The organism is Nocardia amamiensis (assembly GCF_015477605.1).
Classification (GTDB): Bacteria; Actinomycetota; Actinomycetes; order Mycobacteriales; family Mycobacteriaceae; genus Nocardia; species Nocardia amamiensis_A.
On record NZ_JADLQX010000035.1, the window covers coordinates 46,135 to 69,207 of the forward strand.

Below are 23,073 nucleotides of genomic sequence, written 5' to 3' on the forward strand. Positions count from 1 at the left end.
CGTCAGTTCCCTTCCGTCCCGGTGCCGCCGGGCCCGTAGGTGTCGGCCGCGGTGACGAACAGCTCCGCGGCCCGCTTGGTGCGTACCGTCACGACCGCGCCGCGGTAGCGGGCCAGAGCGGGGAGCACGAGCAGTCCCTCGTCCACCGCCCGCACCAGCCGCAGCCGCTCCAGCAGCGCCACCACCTCCGTGGTGAGACGCGGCACGTCGGCCTGCCACTGCGCGGCGAAGGTGGCGCCATAGCGGTCGGCCAGCGCCTGCATCGTCTCGCGCAGCCACGCCGGGTCGACCAGTGGATACGTGCTCGCCACCGGCTCGTCCTCTTGATCCGGCTCGACATCCGGCGAACGGGTCTCGGCCGGAAGCGAATCCGGCGAATGCGGCTGGGCCAGCGGAGTGAACAAGGTGGATTCGGGGATGGCCGCGTCCAGTTGCCCGGCGAGCGCCCGATCCGGGTGCGGAGCGCCGCCGCGCCGCGGCAGCGGGTTGTCGATGTCCAGCACGCGGTCGGCGATCTCCCCCGCCAGCAGCAGGGCGACTTGGGCCAGCGTGCCCGTCCCGGGGAAACGCGTGTCCGACAGCCGCCCCGAGGTGTCGATCAGCGCGACGCCTTCGGCGCGGCGCTCGGCACGCAGGCCGGTGAACAGCTCCACATCCGCGACGATCCGGTCCTGTACGAGCACCGGACGTTCTTCGGGCGCGAGATCATCGATGTAGACCACCGGTCGTTCGACCAGTGCCCTGCGCACCCGGCGGGCGATCTCGGCGGCGCTCGGGGCGTGCGCGGAAACTCCGGTGCCGGTGGACTCCTCGGCGAACAACCCGCGCACACTGTGCAGGTGCTGCAATGCTCGCGGCGGCCGGAACAGCGCGAAGACCACCGGCCGGTCGATGTCGTAGAGCGCTTCACCCGCCTCCGGATCGCTGGCCCAACCGCCCGCGTCGCCGTCGGCCAAGGTGAGCGCGCCGCGCATGGTCAGCCAGCCGACCGCGTCGACGAACGCGTCCCGATCGGACGCCCGGTCCGTGGCCAGCTCGAGACCGTCCACCCGGGCCGCGTAGGCGGCGACCTGGTCGGCCAGTTCGGACAGCGTGACCTGATCACCCGCGCGTCCCAGCGCGGCGAGCGCCAAGGCCAGATAGGCGTAGCGGCGCCGGTCGAACACGCGCTCGGCAGGCGTGCGGGCCGGCCTGCTCGCGTCGAGACGGTCCAGCACGGGGAACACCCGCGCCGTGGTCTCGGTGACTTCCAGCCGGTAGCCGAACAATTCGGCGAGGTCCTCACGGAGTTCGGTGGCCCAGCGGCGGATCAGGGGCAGGGCGATCCGATCCGGATAGGTGCGGGTCACCAGATGATTGGCCAGGATGACGCGGGCTGCGCGCTGATAGTTGTCCAGCGCGAGCGTGTCGATTGAGCGTCCGTGCATCAGCCACGCTCCCCGGGAATTCGCCGACGCGTCTTGGTCGTCTGCTCGATCTCGAGTGCCCGGTTGTTCAGGTGCAGCAGCCCGCGAGTAGTGCGTACTACGGTCGGGCCGTCGTGCTCGGACACCGTCAGCGTGACCCCGCTGTCCGAACCGGTGCTGCCCGCCACCCGGCCGCGCACCGGAACCCAGGCGGTGGACGCGGCGTCCAACAGGCGCAGCAGCACTTCGGTTTCCCGTTCGTCCAAGACCCGCTCGTGCACGTCGCCGGAGGCCAGCGACCGCGCGGCCTCGGCGCGCGACCGCTGCGCGTCCAACTGGGCCTCGCGCAGCCGCCGGATCCCGGCGTCGTTGCGGTGGATTCGCGCGGGCGCGCCCGCGGACGGGGGCCGCCCGGTCTCGGCGAGCGTGCGCGAAATCTCCAATGGGGGTGCGTCCCACCAGGACCGGACCGCCGGAATCAGGTCGGCGTCCGGGTGCTCCATCGCCAGATGCCGCGGCTTGCCGAGCCCGAACACCGCGTCGAACAGCGCGTGGGCGCTGTCCGTGCTCGGCGCCGCTGTGAACCAGGCAGCCAGATGCCGCAGCGCCGATTCGCGGCTCACCCCACCGCGCCGCGTCTCGGTGACCCGCCGCAGCAGTGAGAGTACCGCGGCGATGGCGCTCATGGTCGCCTCGCGCAGCCGCTCGGCTTCCGTCGCGCCCGCAGCCTCGCCACTGCCGGACGCGACGAACCAGGTCCGCAGTCCGTCCCATCTGGCCTGCCAATCCGACCGGCGTTCGGCGGTGCTCAGCAGCACTCGTTCGTCACAGCGCGCCGCACGAGCGATGAGCTCCTCGATGCCGGTCTCCTCGATCTCCGCGATCGCCGCCGCCAGTCGCGGGGTGAACCGGGCCAAGTCGAGGCTGAACTCCCGCATATGCGCCAGCAGCGCGTCTTTGTGCGCGAGAAACGACTCCGGGGTGATCTCGGTGGTCCGGACCATATCGCCGAGTCCGAGATAGAAGTGCGCGGCGCGGGCGGCCAGCTCCGACAGGGCCGCGTCGAGGCGACGCAAGGTGCGGTAGACCCGCTCGGCGTCGCCGGACCGGTTCGCCTGGGCCAGCGCGTGCAGATCGGCCAGCAGCTCCGGCAGCACCAGACGCGAGAGCGAGGCCTCGTCGAGGCGGGCGCTGAGCACACCGGCGACCGCCCGGTAGGCCTGAAATCCGGCTTGGGAGAACTGGTAGACGTAGTGCCGGTTGCGATACTCGGCCAGGGTCGCGGCGCGGGTTCCGTCGTAGCTGCGCTCCAGCACGCCCCATTGGTGGAGCTGGTCGAGCAGGGAACCGATCTCGGCGGCGGTCAGGCGTGCCGCGGTCGGGCGTTCGGCGGCCGGGGAATGGTCCGGCGCAGGGGATTCGGACGCCACACTGCGCGAATCGTCCGGACTATTACGCCGCTGCGCGCGATCGGCAACCGCCCGATTCGTGACCGGTTGGTTCGTATCGTCCAGATCAGGTGTGCGCAGCGTGCTTCCGTTGCGCTCGATCCACTCCGCGACGTCGTCCGCGTGCAGCAACACCACGTAGGCCGCCCGCGCACTGTCGAAGGCGCGCAGCACCCGCAGGTAGTCCGCGCGGCGCTCGGCGGTGGCGAAGGAGAACAGCCGCAGCCGCTCGTCCCAGCGTTCGCCGGCGCAGCCGTCATCGGAGTCGGTCACCGGGAACAGGGTAATAGCGGGCTGGTCGCCGCCTGCACGACGTTCCGGTGTTCGGCGTGGACGCGTCAGGTTCGTCACCGTTCGCCGAGGCTGCGGGCCAGGTCGGCTCACTCGACGGACAGCGAGCGCAGCTGGTCCAGATACGCGCGGGTACGCGGATCGCCGGGATAGCGCTCGATGATCTCGCGCGCGACTTCGCCTGCGATCCACATCAGCGACGGCAGCGAACGCCGCCTGCCCGCGAATGCGCGCATGCCCTCGGCCACCGCCGTCTCCAGGTCACCGTCGCGGACCGCGACCACGGCCAGCGTCAGGTGCGCCTCGGCGATCCGCATCGGGTTGCGCACCGTCCCGTCGGGGCGGGTGGCGTTCCGGATCACTTCGCGGGCGTAGGATTCGGCGAGCCGATCCTCGCCCGCCACCCGGCAGCAGTCCATCGCGTAGAAGTCGAACTTGTGCGCGTCGATGACGAAATGGTTGTCCAGATTCGCCGGATGTTCGAGTCGCTCCAGGATTGCTCGACCCTCTGCGAGCGCGGACTCCACTTCCCGTGGGTTACCCAGCCGGGCCCAGGCTTTGGCGCACTGGGCGGCCAGTTGCACGCCGACGCGCAGGTCCTGGCTCACTTCCAGCGTCGGCCGCACCGTCTCGATCACGCCACGGTAGTTGCCCTGGGTGAGCGCGAACCAGGCGGCCATTTCCGCTGCCCACGCGGTGATCTCGGCGTTCTCGGCCTCCTGCCCCAGCGAGTGGGCGGCCCGGCGGGTGGCCTCGGCGGCGGTGCGCCGGCCCAGGTCGTAGTCGACGCATCCGACCAGCAGCGCGACCCATCCGGCGAGGACGAGGATTTCGCGGTGCTGGGCCAGAGTCAGGCGACCGTCCAGCAACGAGGTGATCCTGCGCAGCCACGCGGTGCCCTCGGTGTGCAGGTCGTGCGGGTCGGCGTAGGAGTACTCGCAGCACAGCCGCTCGGCGGTGATCCGGACGGCCTCCAGCGTCACCGGGGACACGTCCGAAATGCGGAGTCTGCCGAGGAACTCGAGCGTGTCCATGCCCGTCGCGGAGAGCAATTCGTCGTCCCGGTTCGGTCTGGCCTTGGGAAAGAACGCCGCGGTCACCGTGTCGAAGGTGGCGGCGATGATGGGGGCGTAGAAGTCGTCCGGGCGCGATTCGCCCGATTCCCAACGGCGCCAGTTGCGTAGGAGGGTGCTGTCCGTCGGCAGGTTGTGCGATGACTTTCCGCGCATCACGCGAACCGCGTCGGCTTGCGACCACCCCCTCGCGTCACGCTCGGAACGCATCCGGACAGCCCAGACGGGTCGATCGTCAGTAGCGGCCACGTCTGTAGTATCGCACCAGTTAACGTTTGGTGGCCCCGATAGGGCAGACAGATGTCATCGGGTTGACAGCTCGTTTCGCGGCGCCGCATGGTGCATGCTCGACATCGACGCGGAGAGTTTGCCAGGCGTCTCTACCAGAGCAACTGCAAGTACATCTGCTCTTGCATGAAGCGCAGTAACCCCGTAAAACGGGTGGATCCACTTCAGAGAACAGCGATCCCAATCCAACGGAGGTTCGGGTGGAAGCGTTGATCTATGGATACTTGCGTGACGATCTGGCCGATGGCCACAGCAAAGAGCTGGAGGCGGCGATGAGCAGCCTCGCTCGCGAAGAAGGGCTCTGCTTCGCCGCGACGTTCCATGAATCGACCGGGGGTGACGGGACGGCTTTGGCGGAGCTCACCGCGGAACTCAAGCGCGCCGACGCACACCACGTGGTGGTTCCCTCACTCGATCACTTTGCCGGTCAGACCATTCCGCGCGACATCCTGATCGCGAAACTCGCTCAGGAGGCGGCGGCACGAGTCTGGACCGTGGAGAGCTGACCAGCTCGACCGGATTGCCCGGAATCTCCTAGATCCCCAGCGCCGCAGTATCACCACCATCTTGGCCGCGGCAACACCCGCCGCGAGAGATGCCAGCAGCGCCACGAGGTCGTGCTGGCCGAACAGTGGATACACCTGCCAGTGCAGCAGATAGGCGAACAGCGAGCTATCGGCGAGCACGGCGGCGCAGGCGGCGACGATGCCGGGAACTCGGATCGCGGCCAACCATACCAACGCGAGCAAGCCCGCCATGACCAGCCTTTCCCGATCGGGAACGCCGAAATATCCCGGTACTGTGACCAGTACGACGGCACTGACCGCGACCCGCTGCCACGCCGAACTCGCCTTCGCCGCCGCCCAGCCGAGCGCGAAGAGCCACACCGCCAGCGGTGAGAACGGGATGTCTTTCTGTGGATACAGACCGAACGCCTGGTATCGGAACACGAGACTCACCGCGACGAGCGCCATCGCGAACCAGAACGGGTCGGCCCGTTGCAGGCGGTCCACCCACGGGATCCGGATCAGCAGCGCGGCGGCGAGCATGAAGTAGACGAGCACCTCGAGAAACCACAGGTGCCCGGCGGTCGGGCTGTCGCTGGGACCCAGAATCTTGTTCAGCAGCAGCACGTTCTGCCAGCCGTAGTAATCGCCGCACACCAGAGTGAGCGCGACCCAGGCCGCGGTCGGGACCGCGATCGACGCCACGGTGCGCAGCGTATGGCGCAACCGCTCCGAGCGTGGTGCCGCGGTCACCGCGAAACGCGCGAAGTTGAATCCCGCGACGCCGAGCAGCACGTGTGCCGCACCCCACAGCACGAACACGCCTGCGTGCGATCCCACGATCAGCACGATGCCGATGGCACGCAGCAGCGTTCCGGTGTCCAGCGCACGTCCGAAGCGCCTGCGGCTCTCCGGAAGCCGTTCCAGGTCCGCGACGGAGGTGTTCGGCCAGTCGGCAGGCAGGTGGCCCAGCATGCGTTCCAGCCGCGCCGCGGTGGCCACGTAGGTCAGCGAGTTGCCGCCGAGATCGACGAACGTGCGATCCGGCCGGATCCGCGCGGGGTCGATGCCGAGGGTCGCGGCGTACAGGGCGCGCACGTCATGCACCGGCGGCGTGGGTTCGGCCAGTCCCCGGATAGCCGGGTAGTCGGGTTTGCCGCTGGGTAGCCGCGGGATCCGCTCGACCGGAAGGATCCGGACCGCCGCGGCGGGCAACCCGGCCAGTCGGGCCGCGATCTCGGTGGGATCCGACCGGGCGCTCTCGACCGCGACGATCAAGTGCGCGTCGTCATCGGTGCAGCACGAGGTGAATCCGGCGTCGGCGAGGCCGCGTTCGAGACGCTCCAGATCGATGCGGAGGCCGTAGATCTTGGCGAATCGGCTGCGTCTGCCGACCACCTGATAGAGCCCTTCCGGGGTGCGGCGGGCCAGGTCACCGGTGCGCAGCGCGCCGATGGTGCGGCCGAGGGCGAGTTCCTCCGCGGATCCGGCGTAGCCCATCATCACGTTGGGGCCGTGATAGACCAGCTCACTCGGCCCCTCGGCGTCTTCCTCGATCGGTTCGAGAGTGAATTCGCCGCCGGGGATGGGGATTCCGATGCAGTCGGGATGCTCGGTCGCCAGATGGGCGGGCAGATAGGCCATCCGGGCGGTCGCCTCGGTCTGGCCGTACATGACGACGAAATCCCAGCCGGATCGCCGGCCGAGCGTGGCGTACTCGCGGACCCGATCCGGCGCGAGCCTGCCGCCCGCCTGGGTGACATAGCGCAGGTGCGGCAACGTCATGCGGGGGAAGCCGATGCGGTCGAGCAGGTCGACGGTGTAGGGGACGGCGGCGAACGACGTTGCGCGGCAGTCCCGGAAGGCGTGCCAGAACTCGACGTCCAATACCGACCGGGCGCTGAGGAGCAAGCTCGCACCGCGAAGCAGATGACTGTGCACCACCGAGAGCCCGTAGCAGTAGTACATCGGCAGCGTGGTGGCCGCACAGTCGTCCGGGCCGATCGCCAGGTAGTCGGCGATCGCAGCGGCGTTGGCACGCAGGTTCGTCGCCGAGAGCCGCACCAGCTTCGGCGACCCGGTGGAACCCGACGTGCTCAGCAGCAACGCGAGATCCGGGTGCAGGCTATGCGCGGAGTTCTCCCGGACCACGTGGGCACGGCCCGCCTCGATGACGACGTCCGGATCGTAGGTCGCCCGCAACTCCGCGGTGATCTCTCCGGTCAGCAGCACCACGCATCCGGCGCTGAGTGCGCCGAGATACGCCACGAGCGAGGCGACGTCGTTGCGCGCGGCGAGCGCGACGAGGCGGCGGGCCGGCCCGAGCTCGGTCGCGTAGTCCTCGACGAGCGCGGCGAGCCGAGCGTAGGTGACCCGCTGCGTTGCTTGCGGCATCGGCTCCGCCGCGGCGACGTTCGCCGCGCCCGGTCCAGGGAAGTGGACGGCGACCCGGTCGTCGAAGCTGCGCAGATGCGCGACGATCGGGAGCACGGTCACCGGCGAGAGTGTAGGAGGCGGCCGCTTTCCGGTCCGAAGGCGGCCCCCTGGCGAACTTCCGGTGAATTGGGCGCGCGCCCGCGCGAGCCGAGGCCGCCGCGGACCGGGAGGTCAGAGCCCGAAGCTGCCCGGACCCCGCCTGCGCAGGTACTTTTCGAATTCCGCCGCGATGGCGTCGCCGTCGATCTTGGCCATCGCCTCGTTCACGTCGGCCGCGGCGTCGCCGCGCTCCTCCAGCGAACGCACGTATTCGCTGATCTCGTCGTCGGCCACGGTCATCTCGTTCACCGCGGTCTCCCAGTCCTCGGCCTGTTTGGGCAGCTCGCCCAGCGGGACCTCGATGTCGAGCACCTCCTCGACCCGGTGCAGCAGCGCGATGGTCGCCTTCGGGTTCGGCGGCTGGGAGACGTAGTGCGGAACGGCGGCCCAGAACGACACCGCGGGCACCCCCGCCTTGACACACTGGTCCTGCAGCACACCGGTGATCCCGGTCGGACCCTCGTAGCGGGTCTGCTCCAGGTTGAACCGCTCGGCCGCCTCCTTGCTGTAGGCCGAGCCGGTCACCGGCACCGGTCTGGTGTGCGGGGTGTCGGCCAGCAGCGCGCCCAGTATGACGACGGTCTGCACCCCGAGCTGTTCGATGAACTCCAGCAGGTCGCCGCAGAAGCTGCGCCAGCGCATGTTCGGTTCGATGCCGCGCAGCAGCACCACGTCACGATCGCTGCCCGGCGGCGAGCAGACCGACAGCATCGTCGACGGCCACTGGATTTCCCTGGTCACACCGTCCACCTGGCGTACCGTCGGCCGGTTGACCTGATAGTCGTAGTAGTCCTCGGAGTCGAGTTCGGCCAACGGCTCGGCATCCCAGATCAGTTCCAGATGCTCGACGGCGCCGCTGGCCGCGTCCCCGGCGTCGTTCCAGCCCTCGAAGGCGGCGACCAGTACTGGATCCCGCAACGTCGGCAGTTCCGGATCGGGAGTTTCACTGGCGTTCACTCGGTCAGCCTACGGCGTTCGTCGGCATGGCGTGCCGTATGGCGGTGGGATCGGTGATGTGTTCCCCGCGGCTGGGACGGACCAGGCGGCGGCACCGTGTCGTTCCGCGCGCCCCGGTATCGTCCGGCATCGGCATCACCGTGTCGTACCGCGCACCCGGTATCGTCCGGCATCGGCATCACCGTGTCGTACCGCGCACCCGGCATCGTCCGGCATCGGCATCACCGTGTGGTGCAGGACACCGAGCTTCGACGTGGTGGCCTGGATTGTCCGGCCCGCCCACTACCCTGGAACGCATGTCTGCGCCCATCCCCGCCGAGTTCGACACCACGCTACTCGACACGCTGCGCCGTCGTGTCGTCATCGGCGACGGTGCGATGGCCACGATGCTGCAAGCCACCGATCTGACCCTGGACGATTTCCGCGGGCTGGAGGGCTGCAACGAGATCCTCAACGAAACCCGGCCGGACGTGCTGCGCACGATCCACCGCGCGTATTTCGAGGCGGGCGCCGACGCGGTCGAGACCAACACCTTCGGCTGCAATCTGTCCAACCTCGCGGACTACGACATCGCCGACCGGATCCGCGACCTGTCCGAGCGCGGTACCAGGCTGGCCCGTGAGGTCGCCGACGAGATGGGCCCGTCCTCCGACGGTACGCCGCGGTATGTGCTCGGTTCGATGGGGCCGGGCACCAAGCTCCCGACGCTGGGCCATGCCCCGTTCGCCGCGCTGCGCGACGCCTACACCGAGGCCGCGCTGGGCATGCTCGACGGCGGCGCCGACGCCATCCTCATCGAGACCTGCCAGGACCTGCTGCAGGTGAAGGCGGCGGTGACCGGCAGCAGGCGGGCGATGGCACGGCTGGGCCGCCGGATCCCGATCATCACGCACGTGACGGTGGAGACCACCGGCACCATGCTGGTCGGCAGCGAGATCGGCGCCGCGCTCACGGCGCTCGAGCCGCTCGGCATCGACATGATCGGCCTGAACTGCGCTACCGGTCCGGCCGAGATGAGCGAGCATCTGCGGCATCTGTCCCGGCACGCGCGGGTGCCCGTCTCGGTAATGCCGAACGCCGGACTCCCGGTGCTCGGCGCTGACGGCGCGGTGTATCCGCTCACGCCGGAGGAGCTGGCGGTCGCGCTGCGCGGATTCGTCACGGAATTCGGGCTCGGGCTGGTCGGCGGCTGCTGCGGCACCACCCCCGAGCACATCCGTCAGGTCGCCGCCGCGCTGCGCGAGGTCGAGCCGACGCTGCCGCCGGTCGCCGAGCGTCGCGACCCGGTGCACGAGCCGAGTGTGTCCAGCATGTACACCGCGGTGCCGTTCGAGCAGGACGCCTCGATCCTGATGATCGGTGAGCGCACGAATGCCAACGGCTCCAAAGCATTCCGCGAAGCAATGCTGGCAGGCGACTGGCAGAAGTGCCTGGACATCGCCAAGGACCAGACCCGCGACGGCGCGCACATGCTCGACCTGTGCGTCGACTATGTCGGCCGCGACGGCAGCCAGGACATGGCGGAGCTGGCCGGCCGGCTGGCCACCGCGTCGACGCTGCCGATCATGCTCGACTCCACCGAGACCCCGGTGCTGCAGGCCGGACTGGAACACCTCGGCGGGCGCTGCGCGGTGAACTCGGTGAACTACGAGGACGGCGACGGACCCGAGTCGCGCTTCCAGCAGACCATGCGGCTGGTCGCCGAGCACGGCGCCGCGGTGGTCGCGCTCACCATCGACGAGGAAGGCCAGGCCCGCACTGCAGCGAAGAAGGTGGAGATCGCCGAGCGGCTGATCGCCGACATCACCGGCAACTGGGGCCTGTCGGAGAGCGACATCATCATCGACACGCTCACCTTCACCCTCGGCACCGGGCAGGAGGAGTCGCGCCGCGACGGCCTGGAGACCATCGAGGCCATCCGCGAGCTCAAGCGCCGCCACCCGCGGGTGCAGACCACACTGGGTCTGTCCAACATCTCCTTCGGTCTCAACCCGGCAGCCCGCCAGGTGCTCAACTCGGTGTTCATGCACGAGTGTGTCGAGGCCGGTTTGGACTCCGCGATCGTGCACGCGTCCAAGATCCTGCCGATCAGCCGGATTCCGGACGAACAGCGCGAGGCCGCGCTGGATCTGGTCTACGACCGCCGCGCCGAGGGCTACGACCCGCTGCAGAAGCTGATGGCGCTGTTCGAGGGCGTGTCCACGTCGTCGTCGAAGGCGTCGCGAGCGGAGGAATTGGCCGCACTGCCGCTGTTCGAGCGGCTGGAGCGGCGGATCGTCGACGGCGAGCGGGCTGGGATGGAGGCCGATCTGGACGCGGCCATGACCGAGGTGCCGCCGCTGCAGATCATCAACGAGACCTTGCTGGCGGGGATGAAGACGGTCGGCGAGCTGTTCGGCTCCGGCCAGATGCAGCTGCCGTTCGTGCTGCAGTCCGCCGAGGTGATGAAGGCCGCCGTCGCCTATCTGGAACCGCACATGGAGGCGACCGACGACAGCGGCAAGGGCCGCATCGTGCTGGCCACCGTCAAGGGCGACGTGCACGACATCGGCAAGAACCTGGTCGACATCATCCTGTCCAACAACGGCTACGAGGTGGTCAACCTCGGCATCAAGCAGCCGATCGCCACCATCCTCGATGCCGCGATCGACAAGAAGGCCGACGTCATCGGCATGTCCGGTCTGCTGGTGAAGTCGACCGTGGTGATGAAGGAGAACCTCGAGGAGCTCAACGCCAAAGGCGTGGCCGGGCAGTTCCCGGTGCTGCTCGGCGGTGCGGCGCTCACCCGCTCATACGTGGAGAACGACCTCACCGAGGTGTACGAGGGCGACGTGCACTACGCGCGCGACGCGTTCGAGGGCCTGCGGCTGATGGGCGACATCATGACCCGCAAGCGCGGCGGCGGGCCCGACCCGGACAGCCCGGAGGCCATCGCCGAGCGGGAGAAGGCCGCCGAGCGCAAGGCGCGGCACGAGCGGTCCAAGCGGATCGCCGCGGAACGCAGGGCGGCCGAAGTGCCCGTCGTGGTACCCGAGCGCTCCGACGTCGCGGCGGATCTGCCGGTGCCGGTGCCGCCGTTCTGGGGCACCCGCGTGGTGAAAGGCCTCGCGCTGCACGAGTACTCGGGCCTGCTCGACGAGCGGGCGCTGTTCCTCGGGCAGTGGGGCCTGCGCGGGCAGCGCGGCGGCGACGGCCCCGGCTACGAGGAACTGGTCGAGACCGAGGGCAGGCCGCGTCTGCGCGCCTGGCTGGACCGGCTGAGCACCGAGGGTGTGCTGCAGCACGCCGCGGTGGTGTACGGCTATTTCCCCGCGGTGTCCGAAGGCGACGAGGTCATCGTGCTCACCGAACCGGATCCCGATGCGCCGGAACGGTATCGGTTCACCTTCCCGCGCCAGCAGCGCGACCGGTTCCTGTGCATCGCCGACTTCATCCGGTCGCGGGCCTACGCCAGAGCGACCGGTCAGGTTGACGTCCTGCCGTTCCAGCTGGTCACCATGGGCCAGCCGATCGCCGACTTCGCCAACGAGCTGTTCGCGGGCGACAGCTACCGCGACTACCTCGAGGTGCACGGTATCGGCGTCCAGCTCACCGAGGCGCTGGCCGAGTACTGGCATCGCCGCGTCCGCGAGGAACTCGTCCTCGAGGGCCACGCGGTCGCCGAATCCGACCCGGCCGACGTGCTGGAGTACTTCAAGCTCGGCTACCGCGGCGCACGCTACTCCTTCGGTTACGGCGCCTGCCCCGACCTGGAAGACCGTGCCAAGCTGGTCGACCTGCTCGAGGCCGACCGCATCGGCGTGGTGCTGTCCGAAGAGCTGCAATTGCATCCGGAACAATCCACCGACGCCTTCGTCCTCCTGCATCCGGAGGCGAAGTACTTCAACGCCTGAACGGGTTGTCGAAGTGGCGCTGCCGCGTGTCTTCTCGGAGGACGATCCGGATCGCTGGCGGCAGGTTCTTCGCAACCAGGCGGCTCGGCGTTCCGCATCCACTCGGCTCGGGTCGATCCGCTGAGTGGTGCGTTCGGTAAAACGACTAATTGGTCTGGCGCCAAGGGCCTTCGCTACCTGGTCGGATGACGTGTCCGGCGCGGATTCGCGCACCCGGACGGCGCGTCGCCGGGTGCGGACGCGCGGTGTTGACCTGGGCGCTAGCCCATCTCGGCGCGGGCAGGTGGATGTCTGTCGGGCGGATGTGCCATTGTCGAAGGCGTTGTAACTGCATCCGGAGCAGTCGGCGGATGCGTTCGCGTCTCTGCTCGGTGGTGCAAAACACCTCGGCGCGTACGTCTTCCGGAGGGTTCTCCGGGGCTTGCGCGCTGAGTGCGGAACGGCTCGGCGCGTAAGTAGGAGAGGCACACCACGATGACGGCGGATCGATTGATCGCGGGACGATACCGGCTCACGGATCCGATCGGCACCGGCGCCATGGGTGTGGTCTGGCGAGCCACCGACGTGCGGCTGCAGCGCACCGTGGCGGTCAAGCAGTTGCTGCTCGGTCCGGGACTGTCCGGGTCGGCGGCGCTGGAGGCGAAGCTGCGCGCCATGCGCGAGGGCCGGATCGCGGCGCGCCTGCATCATCCGAACGCCATCACCGTCTTCGACGTCGCCGAGGAAGACGGCCAGCCGTGGCTGGTCATGGAATACCTGGACGCGCCGAGCCTGGCGGCCAAACTGTCGGGCAGCCGCACCCTGCCTCCGTTGGAGGTCGCCAAGATCGGCGCACAGGCCGCGAGCGCTCTGGCCGCCGCCCACGATGCCGGCATCATGCACCGCGACGTCAAACCGGCCAACCTACTGGTCGCCGACGACGGCACGGTGAAGATCACCGATTTCGGCATCTCGCGCGCGGTCGGCGACGTGACGGTCACGGCCACCGGCTTTCTCGCCGGGACACCCGCCTACCTGTCGCCGGAGGTGGCGCGCGGGGAGAATCCGGAACCGGCCTCCGACGTCTTCGCTCTCGGTTCCACGCTGTACGCCGCGGTCCAGGGCAGCCCGCCCTTCGGCGAGGGCGACAACCCGCTGGCGCTGCTACACGCGGTGGCCAGAGCGGAGATCCCGCCGCCGGAGTCCGCGGGTCCGCTCGCTCCGGTGCTGATGCGCTTGCTCGCTCCGACCATCGATGCCCGGCCGACCATGCACGAGGCGAAGGAGGCCCTGGAAGCCGTTGCCGCAGGCCGCAATCCGGAGCTGCCCGCGCCGGTGACCAAGGTGATGCCCGCACCGGGCGCGGCCGCGACGACCGTTCTGCCGCAGCGGACCGTGACTACGCCGACCGAGAAGTCGAGCGACACCGACGCCACCGCGGTGGTGCCCGCCGCGGTCATGGGCCCGCCCGCGCCGCAGCCGGTTGCCGCCCAGCGCCCTCCGATCCTGTCGCAAGGGCGCATGGCCGCGACCCTGCCGGGTGTTCTGGTCGGGTCCAACCGCGGCCGGATGCTCGCCATTGCCGCCGCGGCGGTAGTAGGGGTACTGGTCCTGGCTGGAATTATCGCGACGGTGAGCGCCGGCGACCGCGACGGAGCCGGCGCCACACCGACATCGGCGGTGGTGCCTCCCGGTGTGGCCGCCGAGAATTCGCTGCCGTCGGCCGATGCGGCCGCGCCGGGCCCGCAACAGGCCCCGGCGCAAGCCCCGGCACAGGCTTCGGCACCTGCCGCCGCCGCGCCCACATCCGGACCCGCATCCGCGTCCGGGGCCGCGCCGACGGCCACCTCCGCGGCCGCGCCGCCCCAGCCCGCCCCTGCCACTACGCCCCCGGCGACCCCCACCCCCGGACCGAGTTCCGCTGCACCCACGCCGACGCCCTCGCCCCAGACCACGACGACGCCCGCCACGTCGACCACGGCCGGCCCGACCACGACCGGAACGACCACCCAGTCCGGCCCGCCGACACCGGACCGGATCGCCTCCTTCATCCAGGGCTACTACGGCATGCTGCCCAGCAACGTTTCCGGCGCCTGGACTCAGCTGTCGCCCGGCTACCAGGCGCAGACCGGCTACGACTCGTATGTGAACTTCTGGGGCACGATCCGTGCGGTACGCGTGGGCTCGGTCACGCAGAACGGCGCGAATCGGGCGGTGGTCGCACTGACCTATACCCTGAAGAACGGCACGACGACCTCGGAGAACCGATGGATCGAGGTCGCCGGGGACAGTGCCAAGCTGCAAATCGCCGCATCGGGCACCTGACAGAGGAGAGACACCGAACGTGACAGCGCCACTGGCCGGAGTGCTCTGGGACATGGACGGCACGCTGCTCGATTCGGAAAAACTCTGGGACATCGCCGTGCGCGAACTGGCGCGCGAGCACGGCCACGAGATGACCGACGCGATCCGGCACGCGCTGATCGGCGCGTCCGGCCCGAACGCGCTGCGGATCATGTTCACCGGTCTGGGCATCGAACCCACCCCGTCGTCGTTGCGGGCGGCGGGGGAGTTCCTGGAGCGGCGGGTGACGGAGTTGATGACCGGCCCCATCCCGTGGCGGCCGGGGGCGAAGGACGCGCTGGCCATGGTCCGGGAGGCCGGTCTGCCGAGCGCGCTGGTCACCAATACCAAGCGGTCGCTCACGGAATTCGGGCTCGACACCCTCGGCCGCGACTTCTTCGATGTCTCGGTGTGCGGCGACGAGGTGGCGCACGGCAAGCCGGAGCCGCATGTCTACCTGCGCGCCGCCGAGCTGCTCGGCCTGGATCCGAGCCACTGTGTGGCGGTGGAGGATTCGGGTACCGGTGCGCGCGCTGCACAAGCCGCCGGCTGCGCGCTGATCGTGGTTCCGTGCGAGATTCCGGTGCCGTCGGCGCGAGGGAGGGTATTCCGCGACTCGCTGGTCGGGCTGACGGTCGGCGACCTCGAAAGCGCGCTGCGCGTGCGCGTTTGAATCACAGCCGCAGCGGCCACGAGCAACCGGGCCGATCTCGATTCACCGAGAGTTACTGTGCCGCAACGCGAGTGCGCGCAGATCATACGTGTGACCGTGATCACCGGCAATCTCGCCGAATCTCGGGCGTGTCGGCGGGCGCTGCACCAAAATGACGCCATGGCAGCGTTGGGCGTACTCGACGAGATCGTAGATACCGCACGGTTTCCTCTGGCGGATCCGGACGGTCCCGGTCTGCGTGACGTGGTGCGTCGAGCTCGCGCGGACCTGGCCGACAGCGGATGCACCGTGTTGCGCGGTTTCATCCGGCCGGAGCTGACCGACACTCTGCGGGCGCAGGGGGAGCAGATGGCCCCGCACGCGTACTACGAGGTGGAACGGGTCAACGCGTACAATATTCCGCTGGATGCCGAGCTGCCGCAGAACCATCCGGGCCGGATCGTGCTGGAGCGCGGCAATGCCTTCGTGCCGCGCGACCGCATCCCCGCCGACGCGCTGATCCACCGGCTCTACACCGACGAGCTGTTCCAGCGATTCGTCGCCGACTGCTTCGGCCTGCCCGAGCTGCACGAGTTCGCCGATCCCCTGGCGGGACTGTGCCTCAACGTCGTCGCGCCGGGCATGTCGCATCCCTGGCATTTCGACACCAACGAATTCACCGTCTCCATGCTGACCCAGCCGGCCGAGAGCGGTGGCGTCTTCGAATACTGCCCCAACATCCGCACGCCCGAGGCGGAAAACCTCGATGACGTGCGGGCGGTGCTGACCGGCTCCGGTGAGCGTTTCGTCCAGGGGCTCGAACTGCGCCCGGGCGACTTGCAATTGTTCCGCGGGCGCTTCTCGTTACACCGCGTCTCACCCGTCAGCGGTGCGCGCCAGCGCCATTCGGCCATCTTCGCCTACACCGATCGCCCTGGAATGGTCGGCACGGTGGAGCGTACTCGGCAGCTATTCGGCCGCGTGTTACCCGACCACCTAGCCGCCGCGGCCGACGCTGTCCGGGGCGATCGACTGCTCGACTGAGCCGAACGGCTCGACTGACCGAGCTCGACCCGAGAGGACCGACAGTGCCAGTGCCGTTAGACACCACCGGGAAAGCGTCTTTCGACGACATCTATGACCGCCCCGATCCGCGCGCGTACTACGCGCGCATGTCCGATCTGGACTATCGCATTCCGGAGCTGGCGAAGCCGGTCTTCCAACAGCAGATCCGGGAGTATCGCGCCTCCGCCAGGGTCACCACGCCGACGGTGCTCGACATCGGCTGCTCCTACGGCGTGAACGCCGCGCTGCTGCGCTTAGACACGACCATGCAGGACTTGGCCGAGCATTACGCCGATGCCGAGTCCGACCGAGCCGGTCTGATTCGGCGCGACCGCGACCGGGTGGCGGCCGGCACCGGACCGGCCGACGTCCGTTTCCTCGGCATGGACGCCGCCCGCCCCGCGCTCGAGTACGCGCACGAGGCCGGGCTGGTCCACGACGTGGTGCACGCCGACCTGGAATCCGGCGAGCCGACCGACGACCAGCGAGCGCTGCTGGCCACCGCCGACCTGGTGGTCTCCACCGGCTGTGTCGGATACGTCACCGAAAAGACGCTGACTCGCGTGGCCACCGCACACCCGCGCAGGCGGCCGTGGATGGCACACTTCGTGTTGCGCATGTTCGACTTCGCTCCGATCGCGGCGGAACTCGCCGCGCTCGGCTACCGGACCGAACAGGCGCCGGGGCTGTACGAGCAGCGCAGGTTCGCCTCCGAGGCCGAGCAGGCGCGAGTGCTGAACACCCTGTCCGCCAATGGGATCGACACCACCGGCCGGGAAGACCAGGGGTGGCTGTATGCCACGCTGTACGTGTCCAGGCCGCTGCCGAAACATCACGCCGACACCGAGGATCCGCATTGACCGAACGCACGTTCGCCGCCGAGGACCAGCTACCCAGGGTGCCCCTGCCGACGCTGGAGGACAGCTGCGGCCGGTTCCTGCAGTGGTGTGAGCCGCTGCTGACCGCCGACGAACTCGCCGCCACTCGCGCCGCGGTCGAGGACCTGCTGCGCGCCGACGGGCCGGGCCGCGTCCTGCACGCGGCGCTCGCTGAATACGACGCGACACCGGGGGTGGGCAGCTGGCTGGATCTGTTCTGGCCGTCGCGGTATCTGGGCCGGCGGGACCGGATCGCGCTGAACGCGAACTTCTTCTTCCTGTTCCGGGACGACACGCCGCTGGCCGCCTCCACGGCCGCGACCCAGGTGGATCGTGCCGCAGGCATCATCTCCGCCGCGGTCGACTACAAGCTGGCCCTCGACCAAGAGGCCGTCCCGCCGGTGACCCAGCGCGGTCAGCAGCTGTCGATGTGGCAGAACAAGTACCTGTTCTCCGAGACCAGGATTCCCGGTGCCGAGCAGGACTCGGTGCGCGTCCCCTACAGCGACGAGTGGCCGGGCCCCTCGGACGCCCGGCACATCATGGTGTTCTTCCGCGGCAGCATGTTCCGGATGGACGTGATCGGACCGGACGGGGCGCCCTACTCGCCGGAAGATCTCGCCGATGGGCTGCGCGCGGTCCTGAAAGCGGGCGCGCGCCCGGCCCGCACGGACAGCGCCGTGGGCCATCTGACGACCAAGGCTCGCGCGGAATGGGCGGCGAGCAGGCAGCGGCTGCTGGCGGAGCCCGCGAACGTCGCCGCGCTGGACACCATCGAGACCGCGCTGTTCGCCATCTGCCTCGAGGACTTCGCGCCGCGGGACGAATTGCACGCCTGTGATCAGCTGCTGCACGGGGACAGCGCGAACCGGTGGTTCGACAAGTCGGTGTCGTTCATCGTCTTCGGCGACGGGCAGGCGGGCATCAACGTCGAGCATTGCGGGCTGGACGGCACCACCATCCTGTCGTTCGTGGATACCCTGCTGGAAACTCCGGTGGCCGGGCATGCCACCCGCTCCGGCGCGCAGGCGCAAGGGCTGCCCCCGGTCGAGCCGATCGAGTTCGTCCTCGACGCGGCGCAGCGCGCCGATATCGCCGCGGCGGGCGCCGACTTCGCCCGCTATGCCGCCGAGAACGCCACCCAGACGGTGTCCTTCCCGGATTTCGGCACCACCCGCGCCAAACAGCTGGGCATCTCACCGGACGCGTTCGCGCAGCTGAGCTACCAGCTCGCCCACCGGCGCAGTAAGGGACTCACCGGCGCGACCTACGAGTCCATCGCGACCAGGCAGTACCGCAACGGCCGCACCGAGGCCATGCGGGTGATCACCCCGGAGATGGTCGCCTTCGTGGACACGATGCAGGACCCGTCCGCCGACGCCGCGGCGAAGCTGGCCGCGGCACGCACGGCGGCGGCCGCGCACGTCGAGCGGGCCAAGCAGTGCCAGGCAGGGGACGCGCCCGAGCAGCACCTGTGGGAGCTGCAGTGGATCCAGCGCCGCCGCGGTGCGGAACTGGGCGTCACCGATCAGATCCCGCTCTACGACAGCCCCGGCTGGACCATCATGCGGGACGACTACCTGAGCACCAGCTCGGCGCCGTCGGTGAACATCCGCTACTTCGGTTTCGGCTCCACCAGTTCCCGGTGCATCGGCGTCGCCTACGTCCTGCTTCCGGACCGCTGGAATCTCTACCTCGCCACGCCGACGCCGGTCGCAGACCAGATGTACGCCTTCGCCGACCACCTGCGCACGGCGGTGGCGGATCTGACGGCCCTGCTCTCCGGAAACTAGTCGCGTACCGCCCGGCTCTCGCGCACCCCGAGTGCGTGAGAGCCGGGCGGTCGCCTTTCGCGGCCATCGTGGGCCGGAGCAACAGGCCCGCATCCGGGTCTGAAACAATGGCTCATCGTGAAGAACTTCGAATCCCTGTTCGCCGAGCTGCAGGATCGTGCGGTCAACCGCCCCGAGGGGTCCGGAACCGTTGCGGCGCTGGACGCAGGCGTGCACACCCAGGGTAAGAAGGTGCTCGAGGAGGCCGGTGAGGTGTGGCTGGCCGCCGAACACGAGAGCGACGAGTCGCTCGCCGAGGAGATCTCCCAGCTGCTGTACTGGGTGCAGGTGCTGATGGTGGGTCGTGGGCTGAAGCTCGAGGACGTGTACCGACATCTGTGACGGCCGTCCGATTCCCGGTTTCTCCTCCCGAAAGGACTCCCCATGCTGCGCGTCGCAGTCCCCAACAAAGGCGCCCTGTCCGAATCCGCCGTCTCGATCCTCGCCGAGGCCGGTTACCGCAAGCGCACCGACTCGCGTGACCTGACCGTGCTGGACCCGGCCAATCAGGTCGAGTTCTTCTTCCTGCGGCCCAAGGACATCGCGATCTACGTCGGTTCCGGCGAACTCGATCTCGGCATCACCGGGCGTGACCTCGCCCTGGATTCCGGCGCACCCGTGCAGGAACGGCTCGCCCTCGGCTTCGGCCGCTCCACCTTCCGCTACGCCGCCCCCGCCGGGCGGGAGTGGAAGGTCGAAGACCTCCACGACAAGCGCATCGCGACCTCCTACCCGAACCTGGTGCTGAGCGATCTGCGCCGCCGCGGCATCGAGGCCGAGGTGATCCGTCTGGACGGCGCCGTGGAGATCTCCATCCAGCTCGGCGTAGCCGACGCCATCGCCGACGTGGTCGGCTCCGGGCGCACCCTGCGCCAGCACAACCTGGTCGCGTTCGGGGAATCGCTGTGCGATTCCGAGGGCGTGCTCGTCGAACGCAAGGACGCCGATCAGAGCGACCGGGCCCGCAACCAGCTCGTCGCCCGCGTCCAGGGCGTGGTCTTCGCCCAGCAGTACGTGATGCTGGACTACGACTGCCCCAAGGATCTGCTCGACGAGGCGTTCGTCATCACCCCCGGCCTGGAGTCGCCGACCGTGGCTCCCCTGGCCGACACCGGCTGGGTCGCCGTGCGCGCGCTCGTACCGCGCAAACAGAGCAACGAGCTGATGGACAAGCTGGCCGATCTGGGTGCGAAAGCCATCCTGGCCACCGACATTCGCTCCTGCCGGGCATTCTGAGCGCCGGTTCGTCCGCGTGATCGCCTCATACTGAGCACCGGTGTGCACTGCGACCAGGTGCTGCTGGGGACCCAAGCGAAAACGACACGGTCGCCGCAACCTCTCACATTGAGAGTGTTGCGACGACCGCGTGAACCCAAGGGAGACGGGGCTTTCTCGGGTTTACGAGATCATGCGCCGGAACCGAACGCTCAAGCGCCAGAGTGCGTTACGGACGTGGGTCGGTCCCCAGTACTTCACCCGGTGCCACAGGCCGGGGTCCTCGTACTCGGCATACCTGCCGTTGAACGTCGGCATCGTGCTCATCCTCTCGGGCATTCGTCGGAACTGACCTTCCGAGTGTCGCCGACTTCGGTGTAGTCGAACGGACGCCCTTGCAGCTTCCCATAGACGTGCACCCTGTGCCGCCAGTCGCCCCTCTCACACTCCGCGCTGACGCTGACCTCATGACCCGAGCGGGAAGGGATCTTGGAGTCCACCTGGAGCGCCCACCGCACCCACTGGCCGGTCTGGTAGTGCTCCAGGCTCAGCTCCAACGTGTGCGACTCCGGAGGTACATGACAGAAGACCTTCGCGTCGGTGGAGATGACCGGATGCAGCAGGGTCGGCTTGCCGAAGTAGGTGGTGAAGTCGCACGACTTGGCCGTGACCGGCGTCGGTGCGGCAGCCACTGGCCCGGCACCTGCGAGGGCGACAGCACTCGCAACGCTGAGGATGGTCGCCAATCGAAACATGATGTTGTTCATCAGGATTCCCCTTTTTCGCCTGAGCGACGACGACGCTCAGTACTCCCTTGATGTGTCCGGCTTCATGCGTCCGGCGCTGATCAGCGTTTGGCATGCCGCTTCCTTACGGGGACACTCGGTGGCACGGCAGTCTCGATGCTGCTGCATGGTCACGTGAGCTTCTTCGACGCTGAGCGGCCGCTGAGGGGCCGCGTGAGGCCACCCGGAAGGACACTGTCGGCTCGCCCTCCACTCGGCCTGCACGCGGTCCACGATCTCTTGGACGCTGGTCCCCCGTTCCGAAGCGTCGTCTTCTTGCCACCAATTGAAACCCATTGCGGCATCAATCCTTATCTGAATTTCGGGTTGGGAGTCACCGGAGTCGGAGGAGTCGGCACCCCGGCTCCGGGACGTTTCTGTGGTCTCCGCCCATTCGCGGAGGGCCACGAGGTAGTCCGTCAACACGTCGACAGGTAAGCCACTCCAGGGCATAACTGGCCCGACGAATGGTGTTCGCTGTGGTAGGTGGTTGGTGTGATGCATCGAGCCCCCTGGTCGTAGACAATTTCGTCTGATCTAGACGATATTGTCTGAGCATACGAGGGTCGATACGATTTGTTGAGTGTTTGAGTGAAAGGACGAGGTCGTGAGCGAGACGCCGGAGGTGTTGAGGCGGCTACGCGGGGAGTTGTCGCAGGGTGAATTCGGTGCGCGGGTCGGATTGCCGCAGCGCACAATCTCGCGGTTGGAAGATGGTTCGGCGAAGTTGACCTTGGAAGACGCCGTTCGAATCGCCGACGTTTGCGAAATCTCGCTCACGGAGCTGGCCGGTCGTCGGACCGCCGAGTTGGACCTGTCCGGCGATTGGTGGGCGGCGTGGCAGACCGTCAAAGACGGCATACCGCGCGTCGACATCCATGAGCTTCAGGTGACACAGGAAGGCGCGTTCCTTCAGTTCTTCGGTGACCGTGCTCGATCGGTTGAGGAGGGCTCCTACGCCTGGCGCGGAGAAATGCGGCTGTCGGATTCCGACGTGCTGATGGGTTGGTATCGCGCCACCGACGGCGCAGTCCGCTCGAAAGGTGTCATGTATATGGCGCTGCACCCGCACGGTACGCACATGATCGGCGGCTGGGTCGGTCTCAGCTACCAAGGTCCGGCGGTCCGAGGCTGGGCCGGAATAGCCCGTGACCGCGACTATCTGGAAATCATCATGAGTGCCATCGCCGAGCAGCGTGTACGAGACTGGCTTACATGGCCTCTGACCAACTCGTAGACGTATCCATCTCCGCCGATGACGCCGATTGGCTGGCGGAGTTCACTCGCCGACTCGTCGAGGACAAGCTCGCGGCGTGTGGCAACCTGATTCCCGGCGTCCGATCTGTATACCGCTGGGAAGGCGCAATCCAGGACGACCAGCAGACGCTCGTCATCCTTCACACTCGTGCCGACCTTGTGCCCGCGATCATAGAGCGGGCCAACATCGATCACCCAGACACCACGCCTCAGGTGCTTGCAGTCCCCGTGCTCGACGCGCATCCCGGCTACCGGCAATGGGTCATCGACTCGACCAGCTGACGTCGCACAGAAGCCCCCGTACACTCGGCGGATTCCTTGGGTTCACGCAATCGACGTCTTCACTCTGGGACATTCGTCCTGTCCGGGGCGCCGGTTACGGACCTTGAAGCGCTGGCCCAGGTGGACATCTACCTTGACGAGACGGCTAGCGAGGTGCCGAAGCTATAGAGGAGCTATGGCAGTGCTTCTGCTGCAAGGTGATCCGTATTCGGAGCTTCTTCGTTCCTGCCAGCGCGAAGCGTTCCACCTCGAAGTCCGCGACTGAGGTTCACCCCGAGGAGTGGACACCGAGTTAGCAGGATCGTTGGTTCTGCTGGTAAGGATGTTCGTTATGCCTCCTCGCAAGCGTCGGTCGTTTACGGCCGAGTACAAGGTTGAGGCTGCTCAC

The 23,073-nt window shown here is 68.4% G+C and carries 18 protein-coding genes; 11 read left to right on the plus strand and 7 right to left on the minus strand.

The window, feature by feature from the left end; genetic code table 11:
• Window positions 1-2 precede the first annotated feature (2 nt).
• The 3 genes from IU459_RS31325 to IU459_RS31340 form a co-directional block, all read right to left on the minus strand.
• Window positions 3-1,427, minus strand: a complete 1,425-nt coding sequence (locus tag IU459_RS31325) for a TIGR02678 family protein (RefSeq protein ID WP_195133207.1) — start codon at window positions 1,425-1,427, stop codon at window positions 3-5.
• The gene (locus tag IU459_RS31330; protein ID WP_440446547.1) at window positions 1,427-3,079 is read right to left on the minus strand and encodes a TIGR02677 family protein; all 1,653 of its coding nucleotides are present in this window, start codon (window positions 3,077-3,079) and stop codon (window positions 1,427-1,429) included. Before IU459_RS31330 ends, IU459_RS31325 begins: the two co-directional genes overlap by 1 nt.
• A gap of 155 nt (window positions 3,080-3,234) precedes the next feature.
• Window positions 3,235-4,428 carry an XRE family transcriptional regulator gene (locus IU459_RS31340; protein WP_228838782.1) on the minus strand — a complete coding sequence of 398 codons (1,194 nt, stop codon included), beginning with the start codon at window positions 4,426-4,428 and terminating at the stop codon, window positions 3,235-3,237.
• 278 nt (window positions 4,429-4,706) lie between these two features.
• Between IU459_RS31340 and IU459_RS31345 the strand changes: the two genes are divergently transcribed.
• The gene (locus IU459_RS31345) at window positions 4,707-5,012 is read left to right on the plus strand and encodes a hypothetical protein (RefSeq protein ID WP_067475793.1); all 306 of its coding nucleotides are present in this window, start codon (window positions 4,707-4,709) and stop codon (window positions 5,010-5,012) included.
• Here the strand turns inward: IU459_RS31345 and IU459_RS31350 are convergent.
• Window positions 4,914-7,508 carry an AMP-binding protein gene (locus IU459_RS31350; protein ID WP_195133208.1) on the minus strand — a complete coding sequence of 865 codons (2,595 nt, stop codon included), beginning with the start codon at window positions 7,506-7,508 and terminating at the stop codon, window positions 4,914-4,916. The two genes, IU459_RS31345 and IU459_RS31350, sit on opposite strands and share 99 nt — an antisense overlap.
• Window positions 7,509-7,619: 111 nt before the next feature.
• Window positions 7,620-8,504 carry a PAC2 family protein gene (locus IU459_RS31355; protein WP_195133209.1) on the minus strand — a complete coding sequence of 295 codons (885 nt, stop codon included), beginning with the start codon at window positions 8,502-8,504 and terminating at the stop codon, window positions 7,620-7,622.
• Window positions 8,505-8,800: 296 nt separating this feature from the next.
• Here IU459_RS31355 and metH point away from each other — a divergent pair, with 296 nt between their 5' ends.
• The 8 genes from metH to hisG all read left to right on the plus strand — a co-directional run bounded on the left by metH (window position 8,801) and on the right by hisG (window position 20,382).
• Entirely contained in the window at window positions 8,801-12,397 is a 3,597-nt protein-coding gene (gene metH / locus IU459_RS31360) for a methionine synthase (RefSeq protein WP_195133210.1), read from the plus strand.
• Window positions 12,398-12,871: 474 nt separating this feature from the next.
• Entirely contained in the window at window positions 12,872-14,701 is a 1,830-nt protein-coding gene (locus IU459_RS31365; protein WP_195133211.1) for a serine/threonine-protein kinase, read from the plus strand.
• Window positions 14,702-14,720: 19 nt separating this feature from the next.
• Window positions 14,721-15,392 carry an HAD family hydrolase gene (locus IU459_RS31370; RefSeq protein ID WP_324199102.1) on the plus strand — a complete coding sequence of 224 codons (672 nt, stop codon included), beginning with the start codon at window positions 14,721-14,723 and terminating at the stop codon, window positions 15,390-15,392.
• A gap of 159 nt (window positions 15,393-15,551) precedes the next feature.
• On the plus strand, window positions 15,552-16,415 hold the full coding sequence (locus IU459_RS31375; RefSeq protein ID WP_195133212.1) for a HalD/BesD family halogenase: 864 nt from the start codon (window positions 15,552-15,554) through the stop codon (window positions 16,413-16,415).
• A 44-nt stretch (window positions 16,416-16,459) separates the two neighbouring features.
• Entirely contained in the window at window positions 16,460-17,296 is an 837-nt protein-coding gene (locus IU459_RS31380; RefSeq protein ID WP_195133213.1) for a class I SAM-dependent methyltransferase, read from the plus strand.
• The gene (locus IU459_RS31385; protein ID WP_195133214.1) at window positions 17,293-19,107 is read left to right on the plus strand and encodes a choline/carnitine O-acyltransferase; all 1,815 of its coding nucleotides are present in this window, start codon (window positions 17,293-17,295) and stop codon (window positions 19,105-19,107) included. Before IU459_RS31380 ends, IU459_RS31385 begins: the two co-directional genes overlap by 4 nt.
• A 117-nt stretch (window positions 19,108-19,224) precedes the next feature.
• The gene (locus tag IU459_RS31390) at window positions 19,225-19,488 is read left to right on the plus strand and encodes a phosphoribosyl-ATP diphosphatase (protein WP_039798430.1); all 264 of its coding nucleotides are present in this window, start codon (window positions 19,225-19,227) and stop codon (window positions 19,486-19,488) included.
• A 42-nt stretch (window positions 19,489-19,530) separates the two neighbouring features.
• A complete protein-coding gene (gene hisG / locus IU459_RS31395) occupies window positions 19,531-20,382 on the plus strand; it encodes an ATP phosphoribosyltransferase (RefSeq protein ID WP_195133215.1) in 852 nt (283 codons plus the stop codon).
• 162 nt (window positions 20,383-20,544) lie between these two features.
• Here hisG and IU459_RS39465 read toward each other — a convergent pair whose 3' ends face one another.
• Window positions 20,545-20,679, minus strand: a complete 135-nt coding sequence (locus IU459_RS39465; protein WP_267469918.1) for a hypothetical protein — start codon at window positions 20,677-20,679, stop codon at window positions 20,545-20,547.
• A gap of 5 nt (window positions 20,680-20,684) precedes the next feature.
• A complete protein-coding gene (locus IU459_RS31400) occupies window positions 20,685-21,053 on the minus strand; it encodes a hypothetical protein (protein WP_195133216.1) in 369 nt (122 codons plus the stop codon).
• A gap of 718 nt (window positions 21,054-21,771) precedes the next feature.
• Here IU459_RS31400 and IU459_RS31405 point away from each other — a divergent pair.
• Window positions 21,772-22,383: a helix-turn-helix domain-containing protein gene (locus IU459_RS31405; RefSeq protein ID WP_324199103.1), complete on the plus strand. Its 612-nt coding sequence runs from the start codon at window positions 21,772-21,774 to the stop codon at window positions 22,381-22,383.
• Window positions 22,362-22,685, plus strand: a complete 324-nt coding sequence (cutA, locus tag IU459_RS31410; RefSeq protein WP_195133218.1) for a divalent-cation tolerance protein CutA — start codon at window positions 22,362-22,364, stop codon at window positions 22,683-22,685. Before IU459_RS31405 ends, cutA begins: the two co-directional genes overlap by 22 nt.
• The last annotated feature ends 388 nt before the right edge of the window (window positions 22,686-23,073 follow it).

What these genes read in the sequence shown, in the direction of transcription:
- hisG (WP_195133215.1), top strand. Translation starts at nt 19,531, where the DNA reads ATGCTGCGCGTCGCAGTCCCCAACAAAGGCGCCCTGTCCGAATCCGCC.
- IU459_RS31340 (WP_228838782.1), bottom strand. Translation starts at nt 4,428, where the DNA reads ATGCGTTCCGAGCGTGACGCGAGGGGGTGGTCGCAAGCCGACGCGGTT.
- IU459_RS31325 (WP_195133207.1), bottom strand. Translation starts at nt 1,427, where the DNA reads ATGCACGGACGCTCAATCGACACGCTCGCGCTGGACAACTATCAGCGC.
- cutA (WP_195133218.1), top strand. Translation starts at nt 22,362, where the DNA reads ATGGCCTCTGACCAACTCGTAGACGTATCCATCTCCGCCGATGACGCC.
- IU459_RS31365 (WP_195133211.1), top strand. Translation starts at nt 12,872, where the DNA reads ATGACGGCGGATCGATTGATCGCGGGACGATACCGGCTCACGGATCCG.
- IU459_RS31375 (WP_195133212.1), top strand. Translation starts at nt 15,552, where the DNA reads ATGGCAGCGTTGGGCGTACTCGACGAGATCGTAGATACCGCACGGTTT.
- IU459_RS39465 (WP_267469918.1), bottom strand. Translation starts at nt 20,679, where the DNA reads ATGCCGACGTTCAACGGCAGGTATGCCGAGTACGAGGACCCCGGCCTG.
- metH (WP_195133210.1), top strand. Translation starts at nt 8,801, where the DNA reads ATGTCTGCGCCCATCCCCGCCGAGTTCGACACCACGCTACTCGACACG.